The organism is Planktothrix paucivesiculata PCC 9631 (assembly GCF_900009265.2).
GTDB lineage: Bacteria > Cyanobacteriota > Cyanobacteriia > Cyanobacteriales > Microcoleaceae > Planktothrix > Planktothrix paucivesiculata.
In genome coordinates this window covers 22,786-42,355 of sequence record NZ_LR734977.1, presented here as the reverse complement: position 1 = coordinate 42,355, position 19,570 = coordinate 22,786, and the positions used below count along the sequence as shown (strand labels likewise).

Annotated in this window: 15 protein-coding genes; 10 read left to right on the top strand and 5 right to left on the bottom strand. The window is 40.3% G+C overall.

Annotation, left to right across the window (positions count from 1 at the left end; translation table 11 throughout):
• Window positions 1-136: 136 nt before the first annotated feature.
• The 3 genes from PL9631_RS25955 to PL9631_RS00080 all read right to left on the bottom strand — a co-directional run bounded on the left by PL9631_RS25955 (window position 137) and on the right by PL9631_RS00080 (window position 8,543).
• A complete protein-coding gene (locus PL9631_RS25955; RefSeq protein ID WP_083616014.1) occupies window positions 137-4,831 on the bottom strand; it encodes an Eco57I restriction-modification methylase domain-containing protein in 4,695 nt (1,564 codons plus the stop codon).
• Window positions 4,832-4,866: 35 nt separating this feature from the next.
• A complete protein-coding gene (drmD, locus tag PL9631_RS00085) occupies window positions 4,867-8,007 on the bottom strand; it encodes a DISARM system SNF2-like helicase DrmD (RefSeq protein WP_083616013.1) in 3,141 nt (1,046 codons plus the stop codon).
• Window positions 8,008-8,249: 242 nt separating this feature from the next.
• Window positions 8,250-8,543: an HNH endonuclease gene (locus PL9631_RS00080; protein ID WP_083616012.1), complete on the bottom strand. Its 294-nt coding sequence runs from the start codon at window positions 8,541-8,543 to the stop codon at window positions 8,250-8,252.
• Window positions 8,544-8,908: 365 nt separating this feature from the next.
• Here PL9631_RS00080 and PL9631_RS00075 point away from each other — a divergent pair, with 365 nt between their 5' ends.
• The 3 genes from PL9631_RS00075 (at window position 8,909) to PL9631_RS00065 (ending at window position 11,140) form a co-directional block, all read left to right on the top strand.
• Window positions 8,909-9,583, top strand: a complete 675-nt coding sequence (locus PL9631_RS00075; RefSeq protein WP_083616015.1) for a tyrosine-type recombinase/integrase — start codon at window positions 8,909-8,911, stop codon at window positions 9,581-9,583.
• A gap of 259 nt (window positions 9,584-9,842) precedes the next feature.
• Window positions 9,843-10,514, top strand: a complete 672-nt coding sequence (locus tag PL9631_RS00070; RefSeq protein WP_083616011.1) for a methyltransferase domain-containing protein — start codon at window positions 9,843-9,845, stop codon at window positions 10,512-10,514.
• Between the two features lie 146 nt (window positions 10,515-10,660).
• Window positions 10,661-11,140, top strand: a complete 480-nt coding sequence (locus PL9631_RS00065) for a C-type lectin domain-containing protein (protein WP_083616010.1) — start codon at window positions 10,661-10,663, stop codon at window positions 11,138-11,140.
• Window positions 11,141-11,342: 202 nt separating this feature from the next.
• On the opposite strand, the gene PL9631_RS00060 is transcribed toward PL9631_RS00065, so the two are convergent.
• Window positions 11,343-11,771 (bottom strand): hypothetical protein, encoded by a 429-nt coding sequence (locus PL9631_RS00060; RefSeq protein WP_156090394.1) that lies wholly within the window; start codon window positions 11,769-11,771, stop codon window positions 11,343-11,345.
• 205 nt (window positions 11,772-11,976) lie between these two features.
• Window positions 11,977-12,318 carry a hypothetical protein gene (locus tag PL9631_RS00055; RefSeq protein WP_083616008.1) on the bottom strand — a complete coding sequence of 114 codons (342 nt, stop codon included), beginning with the start codon at window positions 12,316-12,318 and terminating at the stop codon, window positions 11,977-11,979.
• Between the two features lie 285 nt (window positions 12,319-12,603).
• Between PL9631_RS00055 and PL9631_RS00050 the strand changes: the two genes are divergently transcribed.
• The 7 genes from PL9631_RS00050 to PL9631_RS00025 form a co-directional block, all read left to right on the top strand.
• Window positions 12,604-13,014, top strand: a complete 411-nt coding sequence (locus PL9631_RS00050) for a hypothetical protein (RefSeq protein WP_083616007.1) — start codon at window positions 12,604-12,606, stop codon at window positions 13,012-13,014.
• Window positions 12,947-13,723: a hypothetical protein gene (locus PL9631_RS00045; RefSeq protein WP_231516590.1), complete on the top strand. Its 777-nt coding sequence runs from the start codon at window positions 12,947-12,949 to the stop codon at window positions 13,721-13,723. The genes PL9631_RS00050 and PL9631_RS00045 overlap by 68 nt, the downstream gene beginning before the upstream one ends.
• Before the next feature lie 178 nt (window positions 13,724-13,901).
• Window positions 13,902-14,435 carry a hypothetical protein gene (locus tag PL9631_RS00040; RefSeq protein ID WP_083616005.1) on the top strand — a complete coding sequence of 178 codons (534 nt, stop codon included), beginning with the start codon at window positions 13,902-13,904 and terminating at the stop codon, window positions 14,433-14,435.
• Complete coding sequence (locus tag PL9631_RS26575; RefSeq protein WP_083616004.1) at window positions 14,436-14,708, top strand: hypothetical protein; 273 nt, start codon at window positions 14,436-14,438, stop codon at window positions 14,706-14,708.
• Window positions 14,696-16,138, top strand: a complete 1,443-nt coding sequence (locus PL9631_RS00035; protein WP_083616003.1) for a hypothetical protein — start codon at window positions 14,696-14,698, stop codon at window positions 16,136-16,138. Before PL9631_RS26575 ends, PL9631_RS00035 begins: the two co-directional genes overlap by 13 nt.
• Before the next feature lie 149 nt (window positions 16,139-16,287).
• The gene (locus PL9631_RS00030; protein WP_083616002.1) at window positions 16,288-16,758 is read left to right on the top strand and encodes a hypothetical protein; all 471 of its coding nucleotides are present in this window, start codon (window positions 16,288-16,290) and stop codon (window positions 16,756-16,758) included.
• Between the two features lie 204 nt (window positions 16,759-16,962).
• Window positions 16,963-19,570: plasmid replication protein, CyRepA1 family (locus PL9631_RS00025; protein ID WP_083616001.1), on the top strand; the 2,608-nt coding region annotated here is incomplete at its 3' end.

Below are 19,570 nucleotides of genomic sequence, written 5' to 3'. Positions count from 1 at the left end.
ATGTAGCGAAGCGAAATGAAGGATCTCTAGTTAACCCATAATATAGTTAAGAGATTCTTCGTTTCACTCAGAATTACAAAGGAAAAATACTCAGAATTACAACGGAAAAATACTCAGAATTACAGTTAATAGTTGATTAAAAAAGTTCTAATTGTTCTTTTGATTCATTAGGCTTTTTTTTTGTCGTTTTCTTCTTCCCTTTATCATGAAGTCCGGCTTCAACTTCTTCCGCGTAACGTTGATGATTTAGGTACAACAGTCGGTCTAATATTTCCCGTCTAGCTGCTTCACTAATTGTATACCGAATTCCTTGTTTTGTTTCGTGGAAATTGTGATCTAAGGCGAGATCATCCCAACCGTAAGCCACAGCAACAGCTTGATCCATTTCAATGTGCAGTTCTCGCAATTTTATAATATCTGGGGATTGTTCATCGGGGTTATGAAACCGATTATAGGTTTTGGTTAATCCTTGCTGACGAGTTAACATGATTTGTTGACGATGATTATAATATTTATCGCCAATTTCTTCTAAATTTACGATTTTAGATTGATGATTTACGATTAAGGATTGATTATTGAAAAGGGGGAATGGAAAGGTTTGAAAACAATCTGATGGAGTATAAACAGGTCGCGTCTCTAAACTAGATCCGAAAGTTAATACCCACCAATAATGAAGATTAGAGCAAAGAACGCTAAAAACACTATATTGAGCGGATGCAATAATAACTAATCCCTGATCATAGACTATATCTTTAGGCAAAAAAGTAGGATATTTGGCTTTACTAACTTGAACAAATGCTAACACTCGTTCCATATCTGCGATCGCTTCATAAAGTGCTGGTCGTTTCTCCGCATAATGCCACCAGTAATCACGATAAACTTTACGATTATTTTTATCCCTCTCTGGCTTAACTTTTTCTTCAATAATTTTTAAACAATCTGGATAATCAACAGCATAGGGTTTACCTTTAGGTTTTTTGGGATCATCATGGTCAGCATCTAACGGCCAATTTTTGAAATTAATCACCCAACGACTCGGAGATTGATCTGGATTAGAGTTTAAATCTTCTCCATTCAAATAGGGAAATAATATATCTTGATTTTTAGGATTTTTTTCAATTAATTTTTGAGCTTCTTCCGGTTCCAATACAAAACCCATTCCTAAAACAATTGAACCTTGAAACGATTTATTTTGATTAGCAATTAACCGATAAGGATTACCTGCTAATTTCCCTGGTACTGTTAAAAAGGGTGTAATTCCATTAACAGGTTTTTCATCTAAAATAAAGTTTCCTTGCCATTCCCCTTGACGCATCCAAACAAAAGCGACTTCTAAATTTGCGGTTCCTTCCCATTTTCGGCTATTAACCGCCCGATAAATAACGCCTTTTCTGTCATTCTGAGCATCATTATTGTCATTCTGAGCTTGCGAAGAATCTCTACTATCCTTCACGACCCCACTGAGATCCTTCGTTTCACTCAGGATGACATTGTTGTTGTCATTCTGAGCTTGCGAAGAATCTCTATTATCCTTGACGACCCCACTGAGATCCTTCGTTTCACTCAGGATGACAGTCGGAGTCTGGGGGATGATAGTCGGGGCCTGGGGAATGACAGTCGGAGCGTGGGGAATGACAGTCGGGGTCTGGGGGATGACAGCCGAGGTTTGTAAATTCTGAACCATTTGGTCTAACCCGACTTCTCGTGTATCTCCTTGGGCAATAGTATTGGTTGCAACTAACCCAAAGCCTCCTTTTTCACTTATTAACTGTTGCCCTCTTAAAAAGAAATAAGCACATAAATCGGCACTTCCTCTGACATTATTGGCTAAATATTGAACTAAATAATCTCGATAGGGAGTTCCTAACGTTCCTGTAATTTTTTGACCTCCCATAAATGGCGGATTTCCCACAAGGGCATTAAAACCGATTGTTGATTGACGAGTTACGATTTTGGATTTACGATTCAGGTTAGATTCGGGTTCATTTCTCGCAGTTAGGAAGACTTCAGGAAATTCTAATTCCCAATGGAAGGGATTTAAACTGTTTAAATCAGGTAAAATTTCCCGTTGATAGTTGGTAATACTCGCTTTCCCTTGAGCAACCATTAATAAAGTTAATCGTAGGTCTTGTTGTTCCTGTTTCTTTACATTGGTGAGATAACTAGAAATTAATAAATCTGCCCTATCTTTTAAATCCTTAATTCTGGCATTGGCTTGAAGGAGTAAATATTCTTTTTCCTTTTGGTCTTGGGGACTATTGACGGGTTTCGATTCAATTTGTAACCGAAAATTAATAACTTCATCTAATAATTGTTGTAAATCATCTCCGCCAATTCCTAATTGATAAGATTCCCCCTCAGTTTGTAAATTCCACCGTTTTAACTGTTCTAAATTCACTCCCACTAATGAATCTCCAGCTTTCAAAGCATGGTCTAAAAAAGTAAAAGGTTTATCTTTTTGTAACGTTTCTAACCATAAAGATAACTTTGCCATTTCCACCGCTAAGGGGTTTTTATCCACTCCATAAATACAACGTTCAGCAATAATCCGTTTTGCCACCATTAACCGTTCTGTCGCGTCAATGGGGATAATCGATTCTTGAGGACGAGACTTAGATAATTGACCATCCGGTGCAATCACAATTTTACCTGGATTTGCCGTTTCTGCTTCTTTCCAGGCTTCTATTAATCGTTCTCCTAAATATCGACAAACCTGAACTAAAAACGCCCCCGACCCCATCGCCATATCACAAATTTTCAGGTTTAAAAGTTCCGGCGCGGGAATTAACTTCCACTCGGTTTTCAGTTTTCCTTCCGCCACGCCTTGATATACTAAAGGTTCTAAAGTATAACGAACAATTTCCTCAGTTAAACTTTTAGGAGTGTAATGGGTTCCCGTTTCTCGGCGGTTATTTCCTTGAGCAACATAAACGCTTCCGGTGGGAATAATGACCGGATAACCAAAGGTATCAGAGCGAATTAAATTAACAAAGGGTTTCACCCGTTCTAATAATTCAGAATTATTATTACAAGCAATTAAAAGGTTATCATTCTGAGCATAACCTCTCCTGTCATTCTGAAGATTATTCTTGTCATTCTGAGCATAACCCCTCCTGTCATTCTGAGCTTGCGAAGAATCCCTACTATCCTTCACGACACCACGGAGATCCTTCGTTTCACTCAGGATGACATCATTCTTGTCATTCTGAGCCTGCGAAGAATCTCTATTATCTTTCACGACCCCACCGAAATCCTTCCTTTCACTCAGGATGACATTATTGTTAAAGTTTGCACTATCAACGGCTTTTTTTAACGTCGTTTCAGACCGTCCGGTTAAAGTTTTGAGAATTTTAATGAACTCATTTTCCCCTTTAGCAAAAGCAATTTCTAATTCATCTAAAGTAATTTCAGGTTCTTTGTCTTTTGTTCCTAATAATCCTAAAACCGGAGAAGTTGCCCGAATTGCAGTATGGTCTAATAACCCTTCATACACATGACCAATTTGTTCCACATCTAACGCCCGAAACGATAAGCGTCGGGGTTCTGTTCCACCGCCGGGAACTTTGATTTGTAAAATTTGTAACGCTTCTAATAAATGTAAAACAGTTCTATTATCAATAGGAATGGGTTGGGCGGAAACTTGTTGCCAATTTCCCTCGGTTCGTCCTTCTAAAAAGGGGAATTTATCGGGGTTAAATAAATCGCCACCTAATGCGGGTAAACGCAATAAATCATGGTCTATCCCCCCATAAACCGCCCGAAATGTCGCTAATAAACGACACCAAGCATCATGGCGACGTTCTAAGATTTCTTCCCCATAATGGTCAGCAACTTCTCGCAGTTGTGACCGTAAGGTTGAGACAGAGTAAGATTGATCATAAAGGGACTCGCCTAACCGTAATAAACCTTTTTCTTCGGCTGAAAAGAGAAACACTAACCGCATCATCATAAATAAAGCGGCTTCATAAAGTTGAGTTTGTGAAATATTTTTTAATAAGCTACGGTTACGGTCTTGATCAATTTTATCAATTTTTTGAATTAAAACTTCAACGGCTTTTCTAACTTGATACCCTAATTGGTCAGTAACTTCCTGTTGACTATCGGCACTTTTAACAAATAAAGCTTCTAAGGTTTGGTCATCAGAAACTCCAAAAAAGCGTTGCACCCCTAATAAACTTCTAAACGCTTGGAGGGTAATTTTTTCTTCTAACCATAAATTGGCATACCAAGAAATATAACTAACGGTTGGGGAAGGGGTATTATATTTAATCCCTGGGGCGATTTCATTGGTTCCCGTCGGGGCATTAATTAACATCCAATGTTCCCCATTGGTAATTAATCCTAACCAGACTCCTGTTCCCCGAAGTAATTCCATCATCCGAGTTGCGGGAGACGCTGACCAGCGAGAATTTTTTAGGGTTTTTTCTAACGCTTGTTCGGGAGGATAAATTTGCACCAATAAACGAATTTTAGGGCGGTTTGAATCGGCTGAATCATCTATTGAATTAACAATATAATCCGGGCGCAGGGTTTCTTGATGTTCAGGAATAAAGACTTTTAAACCTTGGGGAATGTTTTGCCCTGTTTTTAGGACTTCATCAGGAAATTCGAGGATTTCTTTTAAAACCCATTCTCCCCAAGTTCGATGAATTCCCACATCAGAATGATTTTCTAGCCATTCTTCATACGCTTGACGTAAAACCCGAAATCGCTCAGGGTCATGGGCATCTAATCCTTGAGGAAAAACCTCTAATAAGGTTTGCAAGCTTAAGAAGGGGCCAGAAGCTTCAATTAAGGATAACCATTCAGCATGATGACGAGCAATAGACATATAAATTAAAAATTGAGGATTGACAATTTAGACTTTTAACTGAGTTTTTGGGGAATAAAATAAGTAATCGCAATGGGGAATAATCGAGCCTTTGGATTAGAAAATCGAGAATAAATCGCTGTGGTTTCTCGTTCAATTTCTTTGGGAATTTGTTCTAATCTTAATTTTAAACTATTGCGATTGCGTTCCAACTGATCTTTTTCTATTGAAGTAAATAACTCTAACTGAACAAAATCCGGTTCATCTAATTCTTGTTCAATACTCCGTTGCAATTCAGTTAAAATTGCCTTGATATCCCCTACTTCTTTTTCACATCGGTCTTGCAAGCTTTTTTCTAAGGAAGTTCTGCGGTCTCCCATTCGTTTGTCTAACTGTTTCATTAAGGGATGAGTATATTGATTCCACGCCTTAACCAACCGTTCTTTCATTTCGTCCGAAACCAAATTAGGAATTGCAGATTGAATCACGTTTTCCAATTTCATCACCTTTAACGGGTTAAATTTTCCTTGTTCTAAGGTTCCCCCGGCGGTGATTAATTCTTCATGTAATCTATGTTGGTCACTCCCTAAAATAACTAATCGCCCGTAAGCTACAACAGCCGGATATTCTAAGATTGAATTCGGAACAACTTTAATCGTCACCCGATGTAAGTTTTTATTCCCTTCCCGTGACCAAACCTCTGCTCGAAGTAAGCGTAAACACATCTGAACCAAGCGATGGTTCAAATGAATTAAAACCAAATCGTCCCGTCCTCTCGTTAAATCAGGGTCAAAAACAATGGGGCGAATTTCTCCGGTGTGGGGATGGGCTAACCCCTGACTGCACGCTGCCCAACTGCCTTTTAAGGGGGGAAGAATAAAAGCTGAAGGATAGTGTTTATAGGGGATTAACGGAGGTTGTCCGGCTAATTCTAAACCAACTTTAACCACAGATTCAATATTACTGGGATCTAATCTTAAGCTAGTGCGGGTTTCATCTAATTGTTCTTTTAATTTCTGAATTTGTTCGCGGATTTTCCGTTCAAATTTCAATAACCGTCGCACAGGTTCACTTTCTTTTTCGGCTTTCGTGGTGTCCAGGGTTTGGCGTTTTCCTAACATCGCTTCTTCGACTTGGATAGCAATTACTAGCCCCACTTTTCCTAAATCTTCACGGATGTTATTCACTTTTAAAGCCGCCCGCATTAAAAATTCTAAATCCCCTTCTAATTCTCCTGGGGATAATCCAACGGTTGATTGTTGCGAGTAACTTTTGCCGACAAAATGATAAATAATTACCTGTTGGGCTTTTTGCCCATGACGGTCAATACGGCCGTTTCGTTGTTCCATGCGGTTCGGGTTCCAAGGAATTTCATAATGAATTAAACGAGAACAATGATTTTGTAAATCTAAGCCTTCGGAAGCAGCATCGGTAGCCAGGAGAATGCGGACATTAGACAGTTCTGGACTGGCTTGGAAGGCGGCTTTAATTCGTTCTCGGTCTTCCGCTTTCATTCCTCCATAGAGGGTCATTAAACGGTCATTTTCCGCGAGTCCTTGGGTGGCTAAAAGTTCATATAACCATTTTTGGGTGGTGCGATATTCGGTGAAGATAATTACCCGTTCCGTAGACCATTGATTATTGGGTTTAATATAGGTTTGAATCCAATTCAGGAGTTCTTTGGCTTTAGAATCAGGAACCGGAGAAGCGGCTTCTGCCCATTGTTTTAAGCGATTGAGGATTATTCTTTCTTCGGGGGTTAGTTCTCGAAATAAAGAAGAAGTAGTAGCGATCGCATCCTCTGTTGTGGTTTCATACAAATCATCATCCCCAAATTCTTCATCAATTAGATCTAACTGGCGGCGTAAAATTCCAGGTGTCGGTTTGGAGACAGTACGAGAGGTGCGAGGTTTAGCTTTTTGTAGAGTTTGATCATGTTTTTCTAAGGTTGTTAAAAATGCCATTGGGGAAGAAAACAGGCGTTTTTTCAATAGTTTTAAAACAAATTCTGTAGCTGTTAATTCGACTTGATTCTGGGGATTTTTTCGCCGGAGTTGAGTATATTGAGTTAACAAGCGATTCGCTTCGCGTTCAGCGTCGCTATAGTTAACGGAAATGGCTTCTAATTGTCGTTCAGGGAAGCGGGGTGTGCCATCCCAATCGGTAATTTCTGATTTTAACCGTCGCACCATAACGACTTGTAATTGATTCTGGTCTGGTGCAACGCCTCGGGCAAATCGTTGAGAATCCAATAATTCTAATAAAGCGGTAAAACTTTCAGGATAACCGTTATGTGGTGTGGCGGTTAGAAAAAGTTTATGTTCAAAATGGGGTTCAATTAAACGAATTGCTGCGGTGCGTTGAGAATCAATGGCATAATTTCCCCCCCCTGATGGGGCAATATTATGAGCTTCATCGACAATTAATAAATCAAAACGACGGGGATAAATCGATTCCCCTTCACTGGGTAGAGCTTCTCGAAATAAGCGTAAGGGTCGATCTCGTTTGAGAAAATCAATTGATGAAATTAACCGAGGAAAATGTGTCCAAGGATTAACGTGCAGTCCCCGATTTCTTCTTAAGTCTCGCATTAAGTCTCGATTGACAATCCGAAACTCTAAACCGAATTTATCCCGCATTTGTTCTTGCCATTGGATTTGCAGAGAAGATGGGCAAATGATTAAAATGCGTTGGACTCGTTGGCGTAAAATTAATTCTTGGGCGACCAATCCCGCTTCAATGGTTTTTCCTAACCCCACATCATCGGCGACTAAAAGATTGACCCTGGGCATTTGAATCGCTCTCACAACGGGGTCAAGTTGGTAATCTTCAATATCGACACCACTGCGAAAGGGAGATTGTACAGAACGGACATCAGCACTGGAGGAAGCTCCCCAACGCACAGCATCGAGAAAGGCATCTAATCGTTCTGGCGCATCAAACCCGTTGGGATAGGGCAGTTCTTTAGATTCATAAATACAAGCCCCAGGTTCCAGTTCCCAGATGACTTGCAATTCCTCTCCTAAACCATCATCTTCGACTGAAGTGAGGGTAACTAAATGGTGTTTAGAGAAGGTAAAACTTAGGGTTAAGGGGTTTTGAGGAAGGGAAGAAGATTCGACATCAATAACTGAAAATCGTCTTCCTCGCACCTCTACAAGTTGCCCTGGGTCTGGAATCGGGGTTGGGGTTGCCATAAACGGTAGGAAAATGAGGAGCGAAAAGAAAGCCCTTAAATCTACTATAGATCCTTTGGAGTTATTACGTTAAGGAGTAGATTAATTAATCCATTTGCGATCTGGAACAACAGAATCGGCAACCCGATCTCTTTGACTCGGAGCCGGAAATATAATAGTTGAGGTTTCTCTTGTTCTGGTACTTACACCTAGGTTTTAATTAAACATTGCCTTGATTTTTGTTCTCCACAGGCGGTTTTTCCTTAGAGTTTTAAGTCAAGGAATAACTGCCCCGGCGAGATATTTCCTCGACTTCGACAATGACAAGCCAGATGGCAACTGGTACAGAGAGCGACTAAATTTTCTAAACGATTATCACTAGGGTCAAGATTCCAATGATGCACTTGCAACACATAAGCTCGGCGTTTTAGGTTGTCGGGTAAGGTTTCTCCCGGTTTTAGACACAAACGACCACATCGTTGACATTGCCAGTTCGCCGCTTCCTTAACTGCCAAAGCTAGTTCTTTCCAATTATCGGGATAACGATTTAAACTCATGGACAGATTTATTAATTTTTATTAACCCTCTGATATTTATTGATGTTTCCCCTCAAGCCTTTCCTACAGTGTAGTTTTTCCTTGACCCGTTGAGGTAATGAATAACATAACCAATAACGTAATCAATAACCGATAACATAACGAATAACAGGAGGTGCAAATAAATCAATATGTCTGGACTCGTTTGGATTATTCACTGAAACCAGATGAGCAAAATAAAAAGGATAAGCAACCCGCAATGATGAATGTAAAAAATGAACTTCATTGTGTGTAACTTTTGCACGAAACCATATTGATTTTTTAAGCCACTTGCAAAGGCACTACCCACGCCCTAACAATCCTCTTAACGGGTATGGGTGCAAATCTTGAAAGTAAACAGACACGGGAAAGCCAAAATACTCAGCCATGATGAAATCCAGATCCTATTTAATGAAGGTTTGCACAACCTCAGAGATAGGGTAATTTTTGCTGTCTGTTTGTTTACGGCGGCAAGGATTAACGAAGCTTGCACCCTTCACACCTTGGATGTTTACGACAGGAGAGGCAACGTTAGAGTTGAGTTAACCTTTCGGAAGTCCAACACCAAGGGAAAACTAGCCACCCGAACCATCCCAGTGATTGATGAGTTGAGGGGGTATTTAGAAAAGTACAGACCAGAAGCGGGTAGAAAATGGTTGTTTCCCGGTGGTGTGTTCCGAGACAACCAAGCCACTCATTTGAACCCTCGTTCTGCCAGTCGGGTTCTTAAAAAAGCTTTTGACCGGGTTGAGATTGATGGGGCTAGTACCCATTCAATGCGTCGCACCGCTTTAACCTTGATGAGTAATGCTGGTATCCCACTCCGAACCATTCAGGAAGTCTCAGGGCATCGCAACCTTGAGCAACTACAGCAATATTTAGAGGTTCAACCCGAACAGGTTAGAGGGGCTGTTTCCATCCTTTCTATGCTTTCCCCTATTGACGATACCCCTGTGAATATACCTGTATTACTTCACAACCCTCCCCCAGAACCTTTACCATCTGACAACAGTAGCCTATAGGTTAACGGGGTAAAGCCGAGATCCGCGCAAAATAGGACACGCTGTAAAGTTTTGTTATAACTAATCGCTGTAACCTTTACACAAATGATTTATGACGATAATCGCCAAAATGCTCAGGGAGAAATTACGAATTTATTAGATGATTTGTTGTGAGGGGCGAGTTTTAACCTAACCTGGTGTAAATAATTTCAGGAGGTACTCGCATCTTCAAGGAAGGTCAATAAATTAGAACTTTAAATTTTAATCGTCAAAAAATATTATGTTACGAGAAGAAGCACAATGGTTAGGAAAAATGATTAATTCTCTTGATGAAAAAACCGTTTTTCCTCTTTTAAATCTTGGGAGTTCTAGCAATATTTTTCGAGAAAAAGAACAACCTTGGATAGATCAATATTTATTCAGATCTCCTAGAGAAAAGGGTAATTTGGTGATCCACGCTGATCTAAAACAAGACGGCGGCGTTGATTTAGTAGGAGACTTAAATGATCTCGTTTTTTTGGAAAAAATTGCAGAATTGAAAATCAAATCGGTTCTTTGTTCTAATTTATTGGAACACATTTTAAATCAAGAGGAAATTTGTCATAATATTAGCTCTATTATTCCCATTAATGGCTATTTATTTGTGACAGTTCCATATAAATTCCCTTTACATTTAGACCCTATTGATACTCTATTTCGTCCTAATATTAATCAATTATGTCAACTTTTTCCTGAATTGGAAATGGTTCACGGCGAAATTATTGAAGGTGGCAAGTTAATTCAGTGTACATCTGTACCACCTTTTCTCTATTTAATAGTAATGATGATTCGACTATTGTTACCAATTTATCAGCCGCTACGATGGCTTAATTCCCTGCGTTATAGTTTATGGTTATTTAGAGATATTTCGGTTACTTGTATTGTTTTAAAAAAAACTCACGCTCAAAAATGATCCTAAATTGTATTACCATAGGCTCAATGCTTGAACTGGACATTTAAGATCAAAAATTGTTAGCATTTTTAAACTAGAATTGACTTTAATAATAGTTCAGGTTGATATTATGATCATATTCCTATACTTTTTGGAGTAATTCCATCATGAAATTAGCAAAACTTATCAATCAAATTTTGAATACTGGACTAATATTTATTGGAGTAATACTTATCATTCTGGCAGTCGCTAGTCAGACACAAGCGAGTGATTGTGAGTTACTAAGTCCCGATGTTGCCTACACCACCTACGAAGGTAGTCATTATTTCTTGACAAATCCTGGCACATGGGAATGTGCACAAAGTCAAGCAGATAGTGCGTACGGGATATTAGCCAGCATTCATGATGTTGAAACAAGCCAGTTTTTAGCTGATACTTATCGTGATGAATACTTATGGATTGGATTGGTAAGAGATGGGTACGACTGGAGGTGGATTGATGGGTCGGCTTTTGACTTTTGGAATTGGGCGCCCGGTCAACCATTGAGCTATCCAAATTATGTTGGTATTCTTAATACGCACGGCAATTTGAAAGCCTTTGCTTCTTCTTCGCCGGACTTGATATATAGAGGGATTGTCCAAAGATAATTCTGTCCTATCCATTGGGGTAAAGACAAGATACGCGCAAAATTTATCACGATGTAAAGTTTTGAGAATATCCCAGATTTTTTCAGGGTGTCAAACACCCCCCGCCGGAACTTTTTACCGTGCCACAAAAAAACATCCCCTTAGCTTTTCGGCTTTGGGGAGTTTGTGTTTTGGGAGTTTTGTGGGCGATCGCACAATCAGGTCAAGCTCTAATAGTTTCAAACCCGTTAACTCGCATCAAGCGGTATGGGTTGCCGTCCAGTTCTACAAATCTAATATCATCGTTCCAACGTACCCAGTGAGCATCTGAATTATCGCCGGCGGGTTTCCAGTTAGTGAAAGTGTGGTTTATTAATTCCGATTGTTGGCTTAATAGTTTGTGAAATTCTGCAAGGTGCGGGGGAAGTTGAACACTATAACTGATGGGTTTAAGTTCACCGGGGGGAACCCATAATGGAGCTAAGTCCCGGCTTAACAGTTCATCGGCACTGCACCCCATCAACTCACAAGCCGCCGAATTGACTAGGACATTCTTGTGCTGAGTCATGTTAACAAGGAAAGTCGGACGGGTTTCGTTCATTATTTCCTCAGCAATTCTTAACCATTGGACATCAGTTAAACCTTTTATCATAGATTCCTCTGAATTTTGTAGAGTTGCAGGGATAGGGATAGATTTTTCACCGTTAGAGCTCGGGTAGGTTATCGTTGCCTCCCTTAATCCCCAATGGTTCAAGAATCTGACAATTGCATCAGTCTGGGAGTCAACAAATTCTAACGCCTGAGAACGCGATGGCAAGGAAAATTTAACCGTTTCGCGCCCTATGGCTATTTGGCATTTAGGACATTGCAGTAGCTTCAACATCTACACCACCGCTTTTGATGTACTTGTCCTGTAGTTCTTTTAGCTTTTCTGGTCTGACATCCAATAGATGAGCGACTTTGACCACTAACCCACTTTGGGGCTTTTTACCGTTCAATAATTCCTTGAGGAACTGACAGCAATCACCCTCTATGTCTTGAGTGTCGTTATTATCTCCATCTACAGCATTTAAGACTATATCAGCAATGTAATCACTCAACGGGATATCAGCCTGAACCGCTTTAATCTTAAGTTCCTTATGCTTTTCAGCCTCCACATAAAAACATATTGGCTTATAACCTGGTTTCTCTCTGGGCATAAAAAATAACCTTAATCATAGTACCAGTGTAACGTTCACAGGTGATGTACGTCCCTATAGTACATCCCTTCATAATTTGTTACGTCTACCCTCTTGTACTATTGAACGTACATTAGTACAATTGAACGTACTTTCTAAAGAACGTACTGTTAAATAACTCTGAGATATCTCTCAGTGGACTCTCACCCATCAGAACCTCGACAAATCAATAGCTAATCTAACCTACCTAATCGGGACGGTTAAGGGCATTTATTAATGTTAACTACACCATAGGAGGTGTTTCCATTGACCACAATCTTAGAACCAGAAGTTATCCCCAAAGGGAGGCGAGTTAAGCTCAAAACTTCAAGCCGTGGCACGGTTCCTTATGTAGACAAAAAGGAATTAGCGACGGAACTAAACCGGAGTAGAACGACATTAAGCCAATGGGAAGAACTGTTAATAAAATATTCCCCTGATTTCCGTAAATTCTACAGTCCCGGCTCTCCTTGGAATGATTTTCAAGCCTACTGTTTAGAACTAATTCATTGTTGGAGGATAGGCATCAAAACCAGGAAACTTCCCCCCGATGCTTACCAAAGTTACGTTATCGAGAACAGTCAACTATTTACTTTGGAGAATTACAAAAATGACATCCAACAACAACGTCAAACCGATGCAACAATCAACAATGCAAAACTTATCGAAGCAGCTTAAAATTAACGAGAAACTATTAATCAAGACTGCCCTTGACCTTGGTTTTGACCCAGACAATTTGACCGAGGGGGAGGGTGTGGCGATCGCCAATCACTTGACCGGAACTTCTCCCCAAAAGCTAAACGGCGGCACAGTTCCAAAGTCAGAAACACCAACCCCTGAGAGCTTCAGCATTGAGGACTCAGAGGAGTTTATCGACTGGGATGAAGTCGAAGCCGAACTCGGACAAGGGGCCTTAGCTTTGGTGAACGAATTGGGATTAAATCAGGACGCCATCAGTCAATCGGATTTAGCTGCCCTGCGAGAATTAGCTTTATCTAACCCAGTTCATCAAAACTTAGCTGACCATATTGGAGCCGTGGGTTCAGTTCAGGAGGGGTTAACCAATGAACATATCCGAACCCAGTACGAAACCGGAACCGCTATTGGTGATGCTGGGAGCGTTGCCCTGATTACCGGGTTATTGCAATCCCAGTTAAGCGGTTTACAGCAAGCCTATAACCTCCAAACTGCAATAAATTCAGACTTCCAAAAAATCATTAATTCCCAGTTAGAAAGTTTGGGCAAAACTAACAAGGGAACACCTGATAAAACTGTTCAGGACTTGGGGAAGCAAGCCACAAGCCACCAACAGAACAGCAAGAAAAAAACAGCAGTTCGGACTCAGAAAGTCGATGTCATGACTATCAAGAAATCATTGAACAAATAAACCAACTAAGAGAGACGGTCATCCTGCTAGAAAGCCGCCTCTCTAATAAATCCAACCATCACGAAGGATTAATTATGAAAGCGATTATATCACGATTCCAGCGCATCCTACGACAACTTGAGGGCATATCACCCTATCAATATGACGGTTTAGTTATGCAAATGATGGGGGGTTTCTAATGGGAATATTTAACGCCATTGGCAGAATATTCGGAGGGAGTAAAAACAATACTGCTACCGACCCTAAAATAGCCATTAAAGGGGATATTTCACCTATCCCACCAAACCTAATCACCCCTGAATACAGACCTCAGAACGGCGTTTATATTAGCACTTCTGCCGACATTTTAAGGGAATGGGAATCAAAGGGCTGGATGATTTCTAAAGATGATTTAGAAACTCTCAAAGCCATGCACAAAACCCTTGAAGGTTACGAGAAATTGTCTCAGGAGTACGGAAAGGAATTGGGAGCTTTTAGTAAAACAGAAGCCAAATTAGTAAAGACTGTAACAGGCACTATCCCTAAAGTTGCGGGTGCTAATTTTGCCCAATATTCCCACAATCAAAAGCTTAATTCTAATATGGACGGAATAGCTGCGGAATATCAGAAAAACATTGCTTTGAGGCAAGCTGAAGCCCAAAAAATCCAACAACAATTATCACAGTTCCGAGCCAAGATGCAACAGCGAAAAGCAGATTTAAGAGGGGGATAGATGTCAAGATTTAGTCTCTACTTTGGGACGGGTTTAGCGAGTACAGGAGCAGGACATTTTTTAAGTCTAGTTTCTCGTTCCGTCCCTAACTTTAGCTGGCTGTATTGGTCAGTTTTTTTATGTCTAATTATCGCTTGCTTGGTGATGTGTACCCGAATAGGAAGGCAAATTTATTCAGGTCAATTTGCAACTTCTCCTAATGTCCTATTAACACTTTCATCAATCACTTTAATTACATATTTAATGGGGGTGATTTGGGGATGGGGGTTTTAGATGAATTTTTAGACTGGTTAGAAAATCATGAAGCTGCTGTGAGTTCCTTGGTTTGTTGCGCTGGCGGGTTCCTTGCCCTTGGTTGGAGTACAGTAAACCCCGGACTTAACCCTAGTCGGTTCTACTCGGCGGGGGTTACTGGACTGTTTGGGGTTGGGGCGATCGCCCTTTCAATTAAGGGCCTGAAGGAAGAAGAACTAAATATTATTAAACGCGACACCCAAGACGAGATTTATGGTCTTTATCAAGCTGCGGAAGTTCAAACTGTACAAAATATTCTGTTCCCACCAAGCCCTATGTCACCGGGGGGAATGAATACTTACTATCAGATGGAATTTAACCAACTCCCTGAACAGTTGGACTTTTACAACTGGGAAAATTTAGCCGATGAAGCTTCTGGAATCTTAGTTGGGGGGAACTCCGGCAGTGCTAAGACTTCACTCGCTGGTGGTTTTATTGTCGGGAAATTAACCGCCGTTACTCCTGCGGAAGTGATTGTACTTGACATTCACCAACAAAAAAATATCATCTGGCAACAGATGGGATTCCCCCGTATCGAGTCCGATGTTCAGGTAATTTATCAAGTTCTCTGTTGGTTGATTGAGGAAATTGAGCGGCGAAAACATCAAGACGGACACCCGATAATTGTCTGCCTGGATGAAATCAACGATACCCTGAGCGAATTGGAACAACTGGATACCATTAGCCCCTTGCCTGGTAAACAAAAACGCAGAAATACTTTTATCTATGCAATCCGCAAACTTTCCAATGCCCGGAAGTTTGATATCTGTTTGTTGGGGCTCATGCAAAGCCACAATACAGAAGCCATAGGCATTGACGGGAAGTTTAGGAACAACTTTTTACTAATACTCTGTGGTGCTTCTGCAAGGGGAGAAATCGACAATAAATGGAAACATGATGACCCTAGATTTTTACACATTAAAGATACAGCTTATTCGGCTGTAATTAGCGGTTCAAACCCTCTCCAGATAGCAGAACATCCCACCCATAAGCACCATGCTCAATACAAGAAAAAAGGTAATGCTCCGGCTAATTTGATTCAGCCTAGATTCTTAGATAAATCATCAATTCCGGTCTTTGAATCGGAACAATCAGAAGATTTTGAGGAGGATTATCAACCTTCAAAACCTGAACCACAGTTACCCCGATTTAATTTTGATAAACCCCCCTTAGATTCTGACTATCCCAACCTATCTATAGAGCAAGCCAAAATAGTTCGATGGGTAGTCAAACAAGGGGGGAAGGTTAGGTTAAATGAGATGTTAAAAGGTTTGACAATTTCAAGTGATGGTGAGAGATGGACTAAGCAAAACTATCTCAATGCTTGCCGTTTCATTGCTGATAAAGGTTATTTGTTGATGACAACTGAGGGGGAAACAATTTGGTTAGAATCTCCTACCCCGTCGTAAACCGTCGTAACGTCGTAACCCCGTCGTAACCCGTCGTAACCCCGTCGTAACCCGTCGTAAAGGCGAGTTAGAGGGGGAAGCTATAACGTTACGACACCTACGACGCTACGATGCTACGACACTTTTATTAATACTAACCCGGTGAAGATATGCAAACAATTAATATTACCCCGACAGCTTCAATACTGGATGAAAACAAACCGCCTAGATTGATATTGTTAAAAGGGATTGCGATCGCTACCATCACCGTTAGTTTAATTGGGGGAATTATTCATGTAGTTAATAGTCGTCAAACTATCACCAAGTCATCTGCACAGCAACAACCTAAACCCAGTATCAGTAATCAGAAATTAACAACACCTACTCAACCATCGGAACCGCCCCTAGTTGTTGTAAAAAAACCACAGAAGCCTATTGAGATTGAGGAGGGATCGGAGGCTTTTTATTGCTTACAGAATAACGGCGGCTCCGGTTGTCTTGAAAGGGATCGGTTTGCTCCTAACTATAAAGTTGTTTCACCACCTGAACGGGTCAAAACTTATGAAGATTATTTGATTCAATATGGGGTGAGGGGTGAAGGATCTTGTGGGAGGTATTTTAATGGCCGTCCAAACTGCTAGGACTTAGACAATCCTGACGGGCTAATGCTTTGGGCTTTAAATCCAAGCGTTTCTCAAGTCGTATGTTAAATATTACTGAGATTGATTGATTTTTCAAACCATTTCGGCTTAAACTGAAATCACCCACAGTAATCTTTGGCAAGGCTTCTGCGGGTGATACTTATTCATTCAACCAGGGTTTTGTGGAAACCCTTTCATAAACTTATGGATATATTAGCACAATCAGGGTGCGATGCAAGCGTTTACTCAACTTTTTCTCCTTATTTTCTCAAGGAACCGCATTTTATTGAATGGCAAGGCTCTGGAGTCCATCAAGATATCATTGAACTAAATGTTGTTTCCTTAGAAGGATATCAACCCGCCGAGTATTTACTTTATTCGCCACAACTCAAGCGACTCAACACCGGAAGACTCAATAGTTCTACCCTCCACACCTATCAACACTTGGAAGCTGGGGGCTGGTATTGTCAGGGTCTAGGAAACTGGGGCTGTTTTAAACCTGATAAACCCAGACAAATCCCAGACCTGAATACCGGGAAAGCCAAGGTCATCAAATACGAACATCCCCCAAAAGTCACCACCAGTATTTTTCAACTCTCGGTATCTTGGCGTATTGGTCTAAAGATTGCCTTGAAACATGGCTTGGTCACCGAATATTCACAACGACTACAACATCATTGGCAACTTCCCTTCAATATTTCCCCGGCGCATTTGCTCAACGGATACGATAGTTTATTAGATTCCTTACTGTCTAAGGAAGATATCGGGTTTTGGGATTGGGTACTAGAGAATAATATTCCCATTACGATTTGTGAAGGGGCGAAGAAAGCTGGTGCTTTATTAACTGCTGGTTATGTGGCCATTGGTTTACCTGGTATTAACGGGGGGGTACGAGTTGAACGAGATAGTAATGGTTTGAAGCTGCGGAGTTTCCTGCTTCCTGAACTAGAACGGTTTGCAACCAATAGCCGACCATTCTATATTTGTTTTGACCATGACCAGAAACGGACTACCCGAATTGCAGTTAATCGAGAAATCTCCAAACTGGGTCAATGTTTGAAATCCTTGAAGTCTCCCCCTTGGGTAATCAGTTTACCTGGGCCAGATAAAGGTGTGGATGATTTTCTTGTCCATCATGGGGAAGGTCAATTTGATGAATTATTTGCTCAAGCTACGGATTTAGAGTATTGGAACTATCAGAAAGAATATTCTATTACTTATCCCGCAACTAAACTTAATAGTCGTTATTTAGACCTGAAGTTTCCAGAACAGGGATTAGTTTGTATTAAGTCAGGAAAAGGAACCGGAAAAACTGAGAATCTCATTAAGTTGATTCAAGAATCCATGGGCATTGGTCGGAAAGTTTTGGTGATTAGCCATCGGATTCAATTAGGGCGCTCAATTTGTAAGAGATTGGGGTTAGTTTGGGTGGAAGACCAGAAGGAAAATCCAGAGGATTCTATCTTTGGTTTTGGCTTATGTATTGATAGTTTACATCCCCTAAGTCAAGCTAAGTTTAATCCTTCGGAATGGTCAGATGCGGTTATTATTTTAGATGAAGTTGAACAAATTATCTGGCATTTACTCAATAGTTCAACCTGCATAGATAAACGAGCCATTTTGTGTCGAATGTTCACCGAGTTAATGCAAACCGTTTTGGGTTCTGAGGGATTAATTATTGCTCAAGATGCTGATTTATCGGATTATGCGATTGATTATTTAATCGATTGTGCTGGATTTAAAGTTAATCCCCAGGTTTATATCAATGAATATAAGCATAATCAACAACGGAAAATTATTGTTTATAATCAATCAAATGCGTCCCATCTGATAACTCAACTCTATGAATCCGTAGGGAAAGCTCCGATTCTCATGGTTTTAGATAGTCAGAAAGTTAAAGGGAAGTTTTCTTGTATTAATTTAGAAAGTCAACTGCAAGCATCTTTTCCTGAGTTGAAGATTTTGCGAATTGATTCAGAAACCGTTGCTGATGAAACCCATGCGGCTTTTGGCTGTATGGAAGATATCAATAATCATATTAAAGATTATGATATTATTATTACTTCTCCCACAATTGGCACAGGAGTTAGTATTGATCTCTACAATCATTTTCAAGCGGTATTTGGGATTTTCCAAGGGGCAATTAATGTTAAAGATGCTTGTCAGTTTTTAGCCCGGGTTCGAGACTTAAATGTTCCTTGTCATGTTTGGGCGGCGAACTATGGTTGTGGTCAAATTGGCAATCGCTGTAGTTATTGGAAACCCTTATTGGCAACTAAAAATAAGGTGTTTAAACGCAATCTTCAGATTCTACAAGAAATTGATTTTAACTTATTAATAGATTTTGATGAGCAACTGACTCCCAAACATACTCAGACTTGGGCTAAATTTGCTGCCCGAGTGAATGCAGGTCAATGGAAATTCCGCCAAACTTTAGTCAGAGAATTAGAAGCGGAAGGACATCTAATTGAAGTCTCAGAAGTTGAGAAAACAGCTTTAGAATGTGAGCGTTTATTAGGTGAAATTCCCGAGTTCACTGAACAATTAAAAGGAACGGTTCAAAAACTCCATCATTTAGAACAAACTGCCAAAAATCACTTAGAGAAAGCTACGAAAACTCGGAATATTAATCAATACAATTATGCTGTGTTTATTGCTATTCAATCCTTACTTTGTCGGGAAAAATACGAAGAAATGAAAACCAAGCGCCAGAAAACTAAAGAGGATTTAGCCCAAGAGCGCCATTATGAAATTTCTTATCGTTATGGGGTAGAAGTTTCGCCGGAATTGGTGTTGAGGGATATGGCGGGGG